This is a genomic window from Streptomyces sp. NBC_01428 (assembly GCF_036231965.1).
Taxonomy (GTDB): domain Bacteria; phylum Actinomycetota; class Actinomycetes; order Streptomycetales; family Streptomycetaceae; genus Streptomyces.
In genome coordinates, this window is record NZ_CP109499.1 from 6425247 (window position 1) to 6440367 (window position 15121).

General features: G+C 69.6%; 9 protein-coding genes, 1 other RNA gene and 1 pseudogene. 5 read left to right on the top strand and 6 right to left on the bottom strand.

What is annotated here, in order from left to right; all coding sequences use genetic code 11:
• Positions 1–98: 98 nt before the first annotated feature.
• The 3 genes and pseudogenes from OG406_RS27805 to rnpB all read left to right on the top strand — a co-directional run bounded on the left by OG406_RS27805 (position 99) and on the right by rnpB (position 2324).
• Positions 99–950 (top strand): AraC family transcriptional regulator, encoded by an 852-nt coding sequence (locus OG406_RS27805; protein ID WP_329188368.1) that lies wholly within the window; start codon positions 99–101, stop codon positions 948–950.
• Positions 951–1088: 138 nt separating this feature from the next.
• Positions 1089–1805: pseudogene (locus OG406_RS39450) on the top strand (DMT family transporter); the annotation flags it as partial.
• A gap of 118 nt (positions 1806–1923) precedes the next feature.
• Positions 1924–2324, top strand: an RNA gene (gene rnpB, locus OG406_RS27820) — RNase P RNA component class A.
• Positions 2325–2665: 341 nt separating this feature from the next.
• Here the strand turns inward: rnpB and OG406_RS27825 are convergent.
• Complete coding sequence (locus tag OG406_RS27825; protein WP_329188372.1) at positions 2666–4570, bottom strand: DUF2075 domain-containing protein; 1905 nt, start codon at positions 4568–4570, stop codon at positions 2666–2668.
• 134 nt (positions 4571–4704) lie between these two features.
• Positions 4705–6690, bottom strand: coding sequence for a DUF2075 domain-containing protein (locus OG406_RS27830; RefSeq protein ID WP_329188373.1), 1986 nt, complete (start codon positions 6688–6690; stop codon positions 4705–4707).
• A 300-nt stretch (positions 6691–6990) separates the two neighbouring features.
• Between OG406_RS27830 and OG406_RS27835 the strand changes: the two genes are divergently transcribed.
• On the top strand, positions 6991–7179 hold the full coding sequence (locus tag OG406_RS27835) for a hypothetical protein (RefSeq protein ID WP_329188374.1): 189 nt from the start codon (positions 6991–6993) through the stop codon (positions 7177–7179).
• A 27-nt stretch (positions 7180–7206) separates the two neighbouring features.
• Here the strand turns inward: OG406_RS27835 and OG406_RS27840 are convergent, their stop codons facing one another.
• From OG406_RS27840 to OG406_RS27855, 4 genes are all read right to left on the bottom strand, one after another.
• Positions 7207–8145, bottom strand: coding sequence for a DUF3800 domain-containing protein (locus OG406_RS27840; protein WP_329188377.1), 939 nt, complete (start codon positions 8143–8145; stop codon positions 7207–7209).
• Positions 8146–8555: 410 nt separating this feature from the next.
• The gene (locus OG406_RS27845; protein ID WP_329188379.1) at positions 8556–10058 is read right to left on the bottom strand and encodes a hypothetical protein; all 1503 of its coding nucleotides are present in this window, start codon (positions 10056–10058) and stop codon (positions 8556–8558) included.
• Positions 10033–10932, bottom strand: a complete 900-nt coding sequence (locus OG406_RS27850) for a phosphotransferase enzyme family protein (protein ID WP_329188381.1) — start codon at positions 10930–10932, stop codon at positions 10033–10035. The genes OG406_RS27845 and OG406_RS27850 overlap by 26 nt, the downstream gene beginning before the upstream one ends.
• A gap of 151 nt (positions 10933–11083) precedes the next feature.
• Positions 11084–13897 (bottom strand): AAA family ATPase, encoded by a 2814-nt coding sequence (locus tag OG406_RS27855; RefSeq protein WP_329188382.1) that lies wholly within the window; start codon positions 13895–13897, stop codon positions 11084–11086.
• A 197-nt stretch (positions 13898–14094) separates the two neighbouring features.
• On the opposite strand from OG406_RS27855, the gene OG406_RS27860 reads away from it, so the two are divergent.
• Positions 14095–14766 carry a helix-turn-helix transcriptional regulator gene (locus OG406_RS27860; protein WP_164373143.1) on the top strand — a complete coding sequence of 224 codons (672 nt, stop codon included), beginning with the start codon at positions 14095–14097 and terminating at the stop codon, positions 14764–14766.
• Positions 14767–15121: the final 355 nt, after the last annotated feature.

A 15121-nucleotide genomic window follows, 5' to 3' on the forward strand; every position in this document is an offset into this window, starting at 1 on the left:
GACGGCCGCCGCCCGGCATGGAAACGGCACCCGTCCGCGTTGTCCATCCAGCGGTACCGGCACACGGCACCGGAGCGGACACGGGGGAGGACGGAACGGTGACGGACGACGCCGGGGCGGTACGGTCCCCGACCCGCCGGGAGGAGGCCCGCTGGACCCGGGCCACCCTCGGGCGCGACGGACAGCCCCTCGACCTGCTGACCGCCCGCTTCGACCGGCACCGCTACGCGCCGCACGCCCACGACGAGTTCACCATCGGGGTGTGCGTCGGCGGCTCCGAGATCATCGACTACCGCGGCGGCCACATCCGCGCCGTCCCGGGCTCCATCGTCGTCCTCGCGCCCGGCGAGATGCACACCGGCGGACCGGCCGCCTGCGACGGCTACGCCTACCGCGCCCTGTACGCGCAGCCGTCGCTCCTCACCGAGGCAGTCGTCGGCCCGCCGCCGCACTTCCGCGAACCCCTCCTCGACGACCCCGAACTCGCCGCCGCGCTGCGCGCCGCGCACACCGAACTGAGCGCCTGCCCCGACCCGTTGGAGGCGGAGTCATGCTTCCCGTGGCTGCTCGCCGCGCTCGTCCGACGCCACTCCACGGCCCGCCCGGACCGCGACGGGATCCCCGGCGCAGCGGGCATCGCCACCGTCGTACGGGACCGCCTCGCCGGCGAGCTCCAGGCCCCGCCCTCCCTCGCCGTCCTCGCGGCCGACCTCGGCCTGTCCCGCTACCAGCTCCTGCGCGCCTTCCGTACGACCGTGGGAATACCCCCGTACGCCTGGCTGGCCCAGCACCGCGTCCAGCGGGCCCGCCGGCTCCTGGAGTCCGGGCTGCGCCCCGCCGAGGTGGCCGGCCTCGTCGGCTTCGCGGACCAGGCGCACCTGACACGCTGGTTCCGCCGGGTGCTCGGGGTGACCCCGGCGGCGTACCGCACGAGCGTGTTCCCGCGATGACAGGGGGCGTCGGCCGGTGACGGCGGCGCAACAGCGTTCAAGACGGTCGAGGCCCGACAGCCCGAGACTGCGCGTATGACTGCACGTGGCTGGTTCCTGTTCTCCCTGATGGGAGTGGTCTGGGGCATCCCCTACCTGATGATCAAAGTGGCGGTGGACGAGGTGTCCCCGTCGGTGGTGGTGTTCACGCGCTGCGCGATCGGTGCCGCGCTGCTGCTGCCCTTCGCGATCCGCCAGGGCGGCCTGACCCGGACGGTGCGGGCCCACTGGCGCCCGATGCTGGCCTTCGCGTGCATCGAGGTCATCGTCCCGTGGTGGACCCTCACGGACGCCGAACGCCACCTGTCCAGCTCCACCGCCGGCCTGCTGATCGCCGGGGTGCCGATCGTCGGCGTCGCCGCGGCCCGCCTCCTCGGCGACACGGAGCGCCTCGGCGCCCGGCGCGTCATCGGCCTCGCCCTCGGCCTGTCCGGCGTCGCGGTCCTCACGGTCCCGCACCTGACCGGCGGCGACACCCGGTCGCTCGCGGAGGTGCTGCTGACGGTCGTCGGCTACGCGACGGCGCCGGTGATCGCGGCCCGCCGACTCAAGGACGTGCCCTCGCTCCATCTGACGGCGCCGTGCCTGGCGCTGGCGGCCCTGGTCTACGCCCCCGCGGCGGTCCTCACCCGCCCCGCCGCCGTCCCCTCCGCCCACGCCCTGGCCGCCCTCGCGGGCCTCGGCGTCATCTGCACGGCGATCGCGTTCGTCGCCTTCCTGGAGCTGATCAGGGAGGCGGGCCCGACGCGGGCGACGGTGATCACGTACGTCAACCCGGCGGTGGCCGTGGCGGCGGGCGCACTGTTCCTCGACGAGTCGCTGACCACGGCCGTGATGGTCTCCTTCACCCTCATCCTGGCGGGCTCGGTCCTCGCGACGGCGGCCACCGGTCCGCGCCGCCCCGTCCGGCCGGTACCATGGTCGACACGGCAGACGAGCCGGGCGGGCGGCCGCGTGGAGGTCCTTGTGGACCTTCCCGAGGAACGTCCGGGCTCCACAGGGCAGGGTGGTGGCTAACGGCCACCCGGGGTGACCCGCGGGACAGTGCCACAGAAAACAGACCGCCGAGAACTCCGGTTCCCGGTAAGGGTGAAACGGTGGTGTAAGAGACCACCAGCGCCTGAGGTGACTCAGGCGGCTAGGTAAACCCCACCCGGAGCAAGGTCAAGAGGGAGCACCTCGGTGCTCCTGCGCGGACGTTCGAGGGCTGCTCGCCCGAGTCCGCGGGTAGACCGCACGAGGCCGGCGGCAACGCCGGCCCTAGATGGATGGCCGTCACCGCGACGTCCGCGAGGACCCGCGGTACAAAACCCGGCGTACAGCCCGACTCGTCTGCCCTTAGTGCCGCTGGCCAGCGGATATCTGGTCGGATTCTGACCGGTTCGAGCGAGAGCGCGGCCGCGTACGTAGTTGTGAACGGAGCTGCGGGGGCGGGGACGCCGACGTCCCCGGGGGCCTGACCTGAGGCAAGCGACTTCTGCCTTGGAGTATCCGGGTTCCGCCGCGATGGCCGAGCAGGCTACGAGTCCGGCCAGTGGGTACCTCTTTGACAGCCACGGTTGATCCAAAGGTCCTACACGGCGAGTTGCATGTCGGGCGATCGATCCGGCGCACGCACTCGTGACGAGGCAAGAGGTTTCATCTCGTTTGCGGTTTTAGCAGTTGACCGTGCGGCACTATCCCGCAGTGAGCGACGTGACAGTCGATCTTCCGGACTTCACCAGCTCATGCAGCCTCGCCCGAGTCTCCGGATCTGTCGAATAGATGGCCGTGCCGACCATGCCACGCGTCAAGAGTACTTTGTATGTATTGCGGATCAACCGATCTACGTCGATGTCCGATGCCGCAGTCGTGCCGTTCCCCCTCCGCAAGGCGGGGTCCTTGGAAGCGGCCCGGTCGATGACCCAGCCGTTCTCCCGCCACACGAGGTCGGGCCCGATGATCACACCGCTCCAGTCGTACTCGAAGCCTTGCGCCGTGTAGACGCAGCCGACTTGACCGAAGCCCGCAGTGTCAGTGGCCCAGAGCGCCGAAGGCGGTGCACCCATGATCGACCGCTCACCCTTGAGGTTCCACGGCCGTCCCCAGTCTCCGATCTGAACATCGGCGGGAAGCGCCTCACCGGGCTTGGCGTCCGACCAGCGCCAACAGAACCCGGCTGACAGTCGGGCCCCGTATCCCTTCGACCGCTTTATGTCCAGGAGGGTTTCCAACTCCTCCGGAGAATCGACGACATCGAGCTGCATCCGACCATCGGGCTCCCATGCGACGGGCTCGTCGCCCTCCAGCCCCAGCAGCCGTACGACCCACCGCAGGTACGCGTCGCTCCCACCACAGCGGAACTGGCTGTCCAGTTCCACTACCCGGCACTGCAGGTTCTTCTGCGCGGCCGCTGCCCTGATCTCCTCGACGGTCCCCGTCTCCCCGGGCCGTACAACCTGGTGCTGGTCCAAGAGGAAGACGGGCACGCGAGCCACGTCGATCAGTTCCTCAAGCTGCCGCTTACCAGTGCGTTGCGCTGCCGGAGTGAAACGGCTGGCAGAAGTCTCTCGCACACGATGGGCTTCGTCGCACACCAGCACGTCCAGGCTGTTCCGCCTGGCGGTTGCGAAACTGTTGAAGTACTTGAAGAGGTCCCGCACTTCGGGCTTCCGCGCGCCGGCCACCTTGCGCATGGTCTTCGTGAACGACTGCGAGCCGGTGGCGTGCAGAGCGGGAACTCCACGCCGGTACAGCTCCCCGAGGAGCGACAGGGCGATCACGCTCTTGCCGGTCCCCGGGCCGCCCGTGATGATCACAACCTCTTTGCGATCAGCCTCGTTCGCCCGCTCGACGGCCTTCAGCACGGTCTCGTACGCCACACGTTGCTCGTCGAGAAGCACGAACTGCTCCCGCTCGCGGACCTCCTGCGCCGCGACGGCCATCAACTGCTTCGAAGGCTGGACTTTGGCGAGCAACAACTCGTCGGCTGCCTCGGCTCCGGATGCGGTGGCCAGCTTCGACCGCAGGTACGCCAGAAATGCCCCGCGCCTGTCCGCCGTGAACATGCGGCCGCGCTCACTGAGTTCGACTTCGTCGAGGCCGGCCACGCCGGACGTGGTTGCGTTGTGGAGGTACGCGACGCCCGAAATCCGCTCAGGGTGCTGGGCGAGCGCCCCGTTGAAGGCGACGAGGTAGTCGCAGTAACCCCGTACCTGCTCGATGGGGTTGAGGACCGGATGGGAGTAGTCGGCCAGGAGGCACAGCAGAGGATCATCATCGTCGGGGTGAGCCTCGCTCCACTGCTTGAGCTCAACGACGACGTACGAGGGCTCGCCGGTCCGGGGATGGACTCCGGCGAGAACCGCATCGGCACGCTTGCTGGTCAACGGCAGCCCGAACTCCAGCAGCACTTCAACTTGGCCGAGCCCGGCATCGAGCAGCGCGTCGGTGAGAGCCGGGATGCTCCGATCCCAGGAGCGCGCTTCCGCCGTGCTCGGACTGTACCCGTGCACCCGAGTGAACTGTTCGGTGAGATACAAGCCCAACGATCCTTCGAGACGGCGGGCGGCGACTGCAACGGCGGAGTCGCGGAACAGCAAGAGAGGCCCCCAGGCAGCACGAAACAACTCGTGCGGGTGGGGGCATGTCCTGAGGCGGAAGCCCGGCGGGCCGCGTTGACGATTGATCGAATGCTACCGAACGACGTGCGAGGCCGACTGGCGGAATAGCGCCGTCACGCACTGACGATCTTGCGCATCGGTTTGGGGAGCGGATGCTGTACCGAGCTGATCACATGCCCGCGGAGAGCGTCCCGCGTGGCCTCGTCCGTCGAGTAGATCACCACACCCATGATCCCGCGGGTCAGCAGAACGTGGTAGGCGTTACGGATGCATCGGTCGATATCGACCTCGTCGATCGTCCTGGGCCGCAGCTCCGGGTCATGGGTGGCGGTCCGGTCGATGACGAAATGCCCCTCACGCCAGACTAGATCAGGGCCGATGATCACGCCTACCCAGTCGAACTCGAAGGTCTGGGCGGTGTAGACGCAACCGACCTGTCCGGTTCCCCGTGGGTCGGTGGCCCAGAAGTCGGCATCGGGTGCGCCCTCAACGGCATAGCCGCTCTTCACGTTCCAAGGCTGCTGCCAACCGTCGATGGCGACGTCCGGGACCAGCTCGCCGTTCTCGTCCGGATTGCTCCACGGCCAGCAGAAACCGGCGACCGTTCGCGTGCTCGCCCCTGTGAGCCGCTGCTCTTCAAGGAAGTCCGTCATTTCCTGTGGAGAGTCGGCGAGGTGAACCTGCATCCGCCCGTCGGGCACCCAGGCCTGAGGCGTGTGTACGCCGACGCTGAGCAGCTTCAGTACCCAGTCCCGGTAGTAGGCACTTCCCTGAGCCCGGAACATGCCACCGAGGTCGATGAGGGTGTGCCGAAGCCCCAACGCCTTCGCGCGTTCGATCAGGTACTCGGCCGTGCCGACCTCGCCGGGGCGAAGGGACTGCCAGTCGTCGAGCAGGAAGACGGGGACGCGCGCCGCTTCTATGATTTCGTCGGCCTGAGGGCGTGGGTTCTCCCGCTCCTCGCGCGGCGTGTACCGGTCGACGGAGTGGCGGCGAATGCGGTGTGCCTCGTCGCAGACGACCACGTCACAACTGTCCGGCGGCAGCTTCTTCAGCTGGTTGAAGTAGGTGAACAGCCTTGTGGCTTCCTTCTTCAGCTGTCCCTTCATGCCACGCGGCGCGTTCTGCGTGTAGGTCTCGCGAAGGGTCAGGGTGAGGGCCTTGGCTCCGGACGCGTGAACGACGTTCCAACCGGCCTGGTCGAGGGTGCGCCGGAGTTCGAGCGCGATGGCGCTCTTGCCGCTGCCCGGCCCGCCCCGGACGATGATGACTTCCTTGGTGCCGCCCTCACGGACCCGCTGTACCGCTTCGTGCACGTCCTGGTGCGCCAGCTCCTGCTCGTCCAGCAACTGGAAACGCTCCGGCGGTCCCATACGCGTGGGGAGGTTGACGTCGGCGATCTTCGGAGGATCGTACTCGGGGGAGTCGATCAATGCCTGGGCGGCCTCTCCACCCGGCAGTGCGGCCAGCCGCGCACCCAGCAACTTCCGGAAACGCTCGAACCGGTCCATGGTGTAGAGCCGCCCGTGCTCGCTCTCCGGAAGCTTGAACAGCTCTCGCACGTCGTCGTCGTGAGCGTTGTGCATCAGTACCGCTCCGACGACGCTCTCGGGCTTGCCGCGCAGGGCGGCTTTGTACTGCACCAGGTAGTCGCAGTACTTCTGCACCTGCCGGACCGGATGCAGCTTCCAGTTGGCGAAGCCGAGATCGACAGCGACCGACCGCTCCGGGTGCACGGTGGAAGAACGTTGCTGCTTCAGCTCGATCAACACGTACGAGGGTGCGCCGCTGCCCGGGTGCACGCCGGCCAGGAGCATGTCCACATCGGCGTCGGTGTGCGGAAGCCCGAACTCTATGAACACCTCCACCTGACCAAGGCCGCGCTCGATGAGGGCATTGATCACCGGAGGGAGACTGTTCTCCCATGCCTCGACAAGACTGTTCGCCGGAGGCGTTCCGTCCTGGTCCTTCTTCCGCTTGTGCTGGTCCTTGTAGGCCAGGATCAGCCGTTCGGTCAGCGGACGATGAGCCATTCCAGGTTGGCGCTTGACCTCTTCGGCCAGCGAGGCGGCAGACTCCCGGAGCAGATAGGACGACAAGGACTTCCCCCACGGCACGCCGAATCCTTGCGGGTGGAGGCATGTCCTTGGAAGCGGAAGCCTGGCGGGCCGCGATGACAGCCTCAAACACTAGCTCGATTCGGAGCCGTGGGTGCAAGATCGAGCCAGGCACCTCAAGGAGTCACGGGGAGGGAGATAATCGCTGCAAGGTACGGTCGTCCGGAAGATTTTTAGGCGCATCGCACCCGGACGATCAACAACCCGCTGCACTTCAACGACGCCAAGGACCTCAAAAGCCAGCTGCAGTGGGCCGCACGGCAACTGCGCTTCACGGGTTCGGTGCCGAAGCAGACGGTGCCTGACGCCGCATCCCAGCTTGGCCTTCCTGTGGTCCATGAACAGGCGCTGAAGGGACTCAAGTTCAACGCGGCATTGCCACGCCGCCTCGCCGAGGCGAGACTGGCGGATCTGGAAGGGGCCGTTGCAGTGCTCGACGAGCCGGTCCGGTTCAGTAGCATGCCAGGTTGAGCAGCGGTTGTGCGTGGGGTTCGGAGGTTACGTCGCAGGCGCTGATGGCGCGGGAACGGTGGCAGCGGTAGCCAGGTCGAGAGGAGAGCGCTGCCCAGGGATCACCACCGCTGGTGCAGTCAGGGCGGTGCCTGCCGGAGCAAACAACTTTGCTGCTGACTGATGCCCGCGTGCATCGGAGACGACGACCCCGCCCGTCCACTTGCCCGTTGGCGCCTGATAGCGGTGCTGGAGCTTTCCGAGGCGAGGGCAATGCCGGTCTCGTACCTCGATGAATCCCGGGTGACAGTGGACATTGCCTGTCAGGTCATTGGCGTAGGTCACGGCGGCCGACGGCGCCAGCACGGCGCTTACCAGGAGATCGGCGATCTGTAGACCCAAGTGTGTGTCACTGTGGCCGAAGACCGGAGACTCGGGCAGGTGGGGCATCACGTCGCCCCCCTTGGCGAACTTTCGGGTCGTCACACAGTGCACGTTGCCGACGTTGTCGCTGGGATTGCGGCTGTCCAGCACTGCGATGCCGCTGCTGGAGCTCTCCGCAAGGTAGTGCTCGAAGTTCGCGCACAGAGCGGTCACAGAAGCCGCGTACATGGCGGTGTCGTCATTGACGACACCGTCCTGCTTCACCCAGATGCGAGCCATGACCCTGCAGTCGCGACGTTCCAGAATCGTCAGGAGATGGTCGAGGAAACCGTGCGCCATGCGTCTTTGGTTGCGCCCCGGCCGGCGGAAGGACTTGCGTATCGTCTCGCCCTTGATTTCATGGTGTACAACCTGACTCAAGGTGGGCACTTTGCGCAGTTCAGGCCTGAATTGCTTCTTGAGGGCGATGAAGTCCCAGGCGAGGCCTTTGATCTGGCTCTCCGGCACAGTGAATCCGCCGATAACCATGACCGGAACGGAGTCGGCCAGAACCGGGTTGAGGACCTGTCCGGTCCCGGACTCATCGAGGTAGCACAGGTGCAAGACCTTCCCCCTAGGTGCACAAACAGCTATGGCCGACCCCAAATCCTTGGGAGACGGCCATAGGAGGTTCCACGCCGAGCGGAGCTCGGTCGCAGAGTGGTGTTCGTTCTGAGGCGGAGCGTAGTGGAGTGCGCTTGTGACGGGCAATCGGAGCGTGGCCGAGGCTGGGGTGAAGGGCGGTTTTGCGCCACGCTGCAGCGCTACTCCAGTGAAGGCCGACATATCGGGACCGGGGTCTGTGAGAAGTTAAGGCTGACAGATAGGGCTCGGCACAGTCGTCGCGATCGGCGTCCCCTCCGATGGCTGATTTCCCTAACCCGTGGATGCTTGCTGCACCGTGCCCCATCCTCGCGACAGGACGCGCGGCTCCAGACTGGTCTGGCGTTTACAGCCGGCGTCGCTCCATCACGTCAGTGAGCCGGGGTGCCCGAAGGATGCGGCTCGCCATCGGGGGGTCCTGTCCTGCTTCCGGGGACGGTCCGGCCTGGGGATGCGGGGGCGGCGAAGTTGGCCGGGTTCAGCATGACGGCTCCGAATTCGCGGGCCAGGAGCCCGTGAATGGTCTCCCAACTGCGGATACGGCTGCGCTCACGCCGTTCGGTCCGTCGTTCGTGCAGCCTCATCCCCCCGAAGATCGCCAAGGCGCAGGCCAGGATGAGGGCGATGAGGGCGTAGATCGGTGTGTAGCGGTCGTCGAACATCGACCGTTGGTCGTCCACCTGCCGGGCGTTGATGCCGAAGAAGCCGAAGAGCAGACTCAGGGTTCCGGAGACCGTGGTGACGAAGGTGATTGCCACGACCGTCCGGATACGACGCCGGTCGCCCGCTCGCTGCTCGGCACTCTCGACAGAGGTGAGTTCGGCGGCGATGGCGTTGCTGAGCCGGCCCAGCATCTGGCCGATCGTGCTGGAGCGTCCGGTCAGACCCATCGCGGAGTAGAGGGCGTTGTGGAAGCTCTCCACGCGTAAGGCCGGGACGAGGGTTCCGATGTCACCGCCCGCTTCGACGCTGTAACTGAGCTCCAGTTCGAGATGGCTCAGGCCTTCGGAGATCGACTCCAGCATCGTCCGGCGGCGATGGGTGTCGCGTTCGGTTTCGGACCGGGCCCGGAACCGGTGTCCGTAGGCGTAGGCGACTTCCCGGATCTCCCGCAGGCGTGCGGCCGAACCCACTGTCTGCACGGCGGAGAGCAGGACACCGTTCTCGATGTAGTCCTGATGGCCGCAGATGAGGCTCGCGTACGGCCCGAGGGCGCCGACTGTGGTGGGTCGTCTGTTGAGTTCGGCGGGGTAGCTGATGGAACTGTGTTCCGGGCGGTACGGAAGATCGGAGCGGTAGATGACGCGCTGGATGACATCGTCGCCCGGCGCATCCTCCGGAGAGGACACACTGCGGAAGACCAGTTGGTGTCGTTCGGGGAGGAAGCCCCTGGTCGCTGCGTCGCCGTTCGGCGCGTGATGGCCGACTCGTTCGCCGGCGAGCTGTTCCAGCGGGACACCGCCGCATTCGATGCTCGCGTAGTAGAGGTCCTCCATCAGCGGAACCGACTCGACAAGTCCCAGGGGAACGTCCAGCGTCAGCGCCACCAGCACCTGGCCGGAGGGGTGCAGGAAATGCCACAGAGTCGCGGCCATCGGCAGGCCGGTCTGCCAGCGTTGACACACCAGCGAGGCGCAGTCGAGGGACTCCTTCCTGAGGACTCTGGGTAACTGCTCCTTCGCCATGTCGTAGAAGGGTGTCAGCCGGCCGAAGGCCAGGAGGTCCGTCGGAGCATGACCGTCCGGCGGGAGCCGGGCCGGGTCGCAGACCCAGGACGTCGAATAGACCGTGGTGATGCGGAGGTGGGGCCGGGAGGCATAGGGAGCGAAGAGCCCGCCGGCCGTGCCGTCAGAGCGCGTGCCAGCGCCGTTCAAGGTCACCCTTTCGCAGAGACTCCATACGCAGCGCGAATTCGTCCGCCGCGTCGCCGGACTGGGCGATCTGCATCAGCCAGGTCGTCATCCCCAACTCCCGCGTGGTGCGGAGTACCGGATAGCCGTGCCACTCGGTGACGTCGGTGCCGTAGGTGAGCGCGAAGGCCGCGTACTCGGCGGGTTGCAGATCGAACCGGTCGACAGCCATTGCGGTGGGCACCAGGTCCCAGGCCCGTGGGCCCAACGCCACTGCCTCGTAGTCGATCAGGAGGGTGCGGTCGCTGTTGCGCAGGACGTTGCCGCGATGGGCGTCACCGTGGACCAAGTGCTGTGGTGACGAGGCCACGAGCGTACGGAAGTCGTCCTCTGCGCTGTCACAGGCTTCGGAAAGGAAGCGGACGTCCTCCCGTCGGATGCCTGATGCCACGTCAAGACGGCGACGCATGACGGGAAACGGGTCCAAGACCGGGAGGGGAAAGTCAGGATCCGGCAGCGCGTGAAGATCGCGGAGGAGCGTGGCGAGCGGGGCACAGGCTGTCGGGGGAGAGCTGTCCGGCACGAACTCCCAGAAGGTCACCAGTCGGCCGTCCGCTTCGACCGGCTGTGGCGCGTCCGTCGGATGAACGGATGGGAAGCCGGACCGGGCGAGCCAGCGTGCGACGGCGAGTTCCTTGGCGACCTTGTCGGCCATCTCCGCCGACCGGGCGACTCTGACTACGGTATCCACCTCGGGAAGGGCGAACAGGGCGTTCTCGCCGAGCCGCAGGAGCTTCGCGTCCGGGAACTGGGGCAGTCCGGCGGAGTCGCACGCGGCCAGCATGGCCCGTCGCGCGTTGGCCTCGGTCAACCCGTCATGAGTCTCATGGAAGTCCATTGCCGTCAGCCTCCCGAGGCGTTGGATCAGCTGTCAAGGCGTGCGCCCCGCTGGAGAAGCCCGTAGGGGTTCCGACACGGGACCGCGAGCGGCGGATGTCTGCCGGTGAGCCGACCCTTGATCGGGGCCGCACGGCCTCTTGCCCGGCTGCTCACGCGGGCATCCGTGTTCTCGGCTCGCCGTCCCCCTGTGGATACTCCCGCCCCAGCGCCCCCGCCAACTCCCCCCTACCCCGAATCCCCAACTTGCGGAAGGTGCTGGTCAGGTGGGTTTCCACGGTGCGGCGGGCCAGGTGGAGGAGGGTGGAGATTTCCGGGTTGGTGCGGCCGTTGGCTGCCAGGGTGGCTATGCGGCGTTCGCTCGGGGTGAGGGCGTCCGTGCCGGTGCGGGGGGCCGCCGCGCGGCGGGCGCCGGCCTCGCGCAGGGCCTGCTGGGCCTCGGTGTGCAGGCGGACCGCGCCGAGGCGCTCCGCGCGTTCGGCCGCCTCGCGCAGGGGCTCACGGGCGCGCGTCCGCTCCCCGGCCGCGGTCAACTGGCGGCCCTGGGCGATCAGCGCGGCCGGCAGTTCCGTACCGGCGGGTGCCTCGCGCAGCAGGCGTACGGCGCGGTCCGCGAGGTCCAGGCCCTGTCTGCCGCCGGTCGCCGTGCCGAGGGTGCTCAGTGAACGCCCCACCAGGCGGGGCGTGTTCCAGACGGTGGCCAGGCGCAGCTCCTCCCGCGCCAGCGCGAGGGCCTCCTCCGGGCGGCCCAGGGCCACCCGGCACTCCGCCGCCGCCGTGCGCCACGGCGTCACCACGGGACTCAGCACCTCCCGCGCCGACTGCCGGCGCCCGCACTCCAGGAAGTCGTCCAGCGCCGCTCCCGGGTCGCCGTCGGCCGCGCGCAGGACCCCGCGTGCGTAGAGGAAGCGGTTCGCCTCCCAGGAGTCGGGGGCGTCCCGCAGCTCGACGTCGCCCGCGAGTGCGGTGGCCGTGTCCGTACGGCCCTGCCCCACCAGGGCGAGGACGGCGAGCGCGTCCTGGTTGCCCGGGGCGCGGCCGACGGGACGGGTGGCCGGGACGACGTCCTCGTGGGCGCCGCGGGCCGCCGCGATGTCGGCCCGTACGTTCAGCAGGGCCGCGTGCATCGGATGCAGGAGCGACGCGCTCTGGCCCGCGAGGCCCCGCTCCACCAGGCGTTCCGCCTCGTCGAGTTCGTCGGCCCACTGGGCGACGGCGGCGGCCGTGCCCAGGAGGAACGGCTCGCCGAGCGGGTCCGACGGTTCCTCCAGGAGCGCGCGGACGCGTCGTACGGCGGTCCGCGCCGACGTCAGGCCCGCCGTCGCCTCGTACCGCACGAGCAGCGCCCGGCCCGCCGCGCCGACCAGGTGGGGGGAGCGTTCGGCGGTCTCGCGCAGCCACCGGTACATCTCCCGCCGTACGTCCGCGTCCTGGTCCGACAGCAGTGCCGAGGCCGTCTGGACGGTGCGGGCCAGGTCCGGGTGGTCGCGCAACTGCTCGTCCAGGGACCTCAGTACGCCGATCGCGGCGCGCGTCTCACCCTGCCCGGTCAGCGCCGTGCCCAGGGCGACCGCCGCCCGCACCCGGTCACGGGGCGTGCCCGGCAGCCGTACGGCCTCGGCGAGCCGTGACATCCCCGCGGCCGGCCGGACGGTCAGGAACTCCAGCGACCCCAGCTCGGTGAGGACCGCGGAGCGGCGTTCGGGCGTCAGGGGCTCCTCCAGGGCGCGGCGCAGGAAGGCCGGTGCGTCGCCGGCCCTGCCCGCGCGGACCGCGGCGGACGCGGCGTCCAGCAGCACGCCGACCGCCCACCCGGCACCGATCGCGGGCGCCCGCAGGACGTGCCCCGCCACCGCCTGAGCCGGATCGCCCCGCCGCAGCATCGTCTCCGCCGCCGCCCGGTGGGCCGCCTGGCGCCGCGCTCCCGGCCAGCCGCTCGCCACCGCGTCCCGGAGGAGGGGGTGGGAGTAGTCGGGGTGGCCGCCCACGGGCGAGGGGCGCAGCATCCCGAGGCGGGTCATCGACGTCAGCCAGCCGGGGACCCGGGCGGGGTCGGCGCCGGACATCCCGGCCAGCAACTCGGCGTCGGCGTACGGCGCGTGGCCGGCGGAGTCCGTCGTCGCGAGCGCGAGCGAACGGGCCACGTCGGCGGTCGTCGGGCCCGCGCAGTCCAGCCACCACGACACGGCCGCCGGGTACGCGCCGGGGTAGAGGGCCGCGCAGGTCGACGGGACGGGAGCGGGGGACCGCGCACCGGGCACCGCGCGCAGGTCGTCCAGGAGGGCGTGCAGCAGCAGCGGGTTGCCCGCGCAGGCCCGTACGCAGTCGTCCACCCAGGCGTCGGCAGGGGCGTCGTCGAAGGCCGAACGGACCAGCTCCGCCGCCGAGTCGGTGCTCAGTGGGGCCAGGGTGTGGGTACGGACCAGGTCGGGCGAGAGGCCGTGGGCGAGGCCGGGCCCCGCCGGACCGACGTCGTACTGCGTGCGCTCGGTCACCACCAGCAGCACCGGCAGGCGGTCGATCTGCCGGGCGGCGGCGGCGAGCCACTGCCGGGAGTGCTCGTCGGCGCGGTGCACGTCGTCGACGGCCACCAGCAGCGGCGCGTCGCCCGCGTGCGCGAGCAGCAGGCGCCACAGCCGGGCAGCCGCCCGGCCATGGTCGTGGACGGGGGACGGCGGCTCCGTCCCGCGCCCGCTGTGCTGCCCCAGCGCGTCCTGGTCCAGGGAGAGCAGGTCGAGCACGGCCGCGAAGGGGGGATGGGGGTCCGGCGAGCAGCGGGCGCGCAGCACCCGCATGCCGTGCGTCTCCCCGTGACCGGCGGCGGCTTCGAGGAGGGCGGTGCGGCCGGTGCCGGTGGCGCCCGACAGCAGGAGCAGCCGGCCGGTGCCGCCGCGGGCCCGAGCGGCCTCGGCGGCCACCAGCTCCAGCGCGTCCCCGCGTTCGCGAAGTGGTCCGCGTACGGACATCACTGCCTCCCGCAGTCGTGGATCCGCTGACGCCGATCTCGTGGTGTCTCTCGTGGTGCTCCACGATTGTGCGGACCTCTGTTGGCACAGGAGTGTGATTTCAGCCCTCTGTCACCGACCCCACAACGACGGACGGCACGTTGACTCGGGAGAAGCGGTTGCACAGTTCAGCCCGGACGGCAGGCATCGAGGCGTCCCTGGAATCGGCATCCGAACCGGGCACCGACCACGGCCCCGCGGGCGCGCCGCCCCGCATCCCGGTCGTGGTCCACACCGCGGACCCCATCTCCCGGGCCGGGGCGCTGAGCCAACTGCGCGGCAACCCGCTGATCGACCTGCGTGACGAGACGGAGGCCGGCCCCGACACCGTGGCCGTGCTGATCAGCGAGACGCCCGACGCCACCACCCTCGCCCGGCTGCGCCGGCTGGTCCGTGCCGAGGGCGCCCGTGCCGTGCTGGTGGTGAACTCCGTCCGGGAGGCCGAGCTCCTCGACGTCATCGCCTGTGGCGCCGCCGCTGTCGTCTGGCGGCACGAGGCCACCGCGCAGCGTCTGTCGCAGGCCGTGCTCGCCGCCGCGCGCGGGGACGGGGACCTGCCCGCCGACCTGCTCGGGCGGCTGCTCAGCCAGGTGGGCACGATGCAGCGCTCGGCGTCCGGCCAACCCGGCGCCCCCGTGTCGGGGCTGACACCGCGCGAGATCGACGTGCTGCGCCTGGTCGCGGAGGGGCTCGACACCGCGGAGATCGCGAGCAAGCTCTCCTACTCCGAGCGCACCGTCAAGAACGTCATGCACGGGCTGACCACCCGGCTGCGCCTGCGCAACCGGGCGCACGCGGTGGCCCACGCCCTGCGCGAGGGCTACATCTGACCGGCGGGGCAGCCGCCGCTGCCCGATCGGGCAGCGGCCCTTGTTCCGGGCGGTCGATCGGGCACCGGGACGCGCCCGCCGATCCGTCCGGACAGCCGTGTCCGGAGCGGGAGCCGTGTCGCCGCCCGCCGACCGGCACGGCGTGCGCCGTCCCCCGTCCCACCTCGGAGAACGGCTGATTTCCGTCCCCCGGACGAACACGGGAAACACCACGGACCCGTGCCCCGGAGTGCGGGGCACGGGTCCGTGCGGACGTGCATCAGGTCCGTGCCGGGCGCGGGGTCACGGTCCCGGCGGGACCGCGCCGTTGCCCGCGTGGACCATCAAACGCGGACCGTGAACCGGCGCCCAGGGC

Coding starts and splice junctions, on each gene's coding strand:
- OG406_RS27850 (WP_329188381.1), bottom strand. CDS start 10,932: ATGGACTTCCATGAGACTCATGACGGGTTGACCGAGGCCAACGCGCGA.
- OG406_RS27855 (WP_329188382.1), bottom strand. CDS start 13,897: ATGTCCGTACGCGGACCACTTCGCGAACGCGGGGACGCGCTGGAGCTG.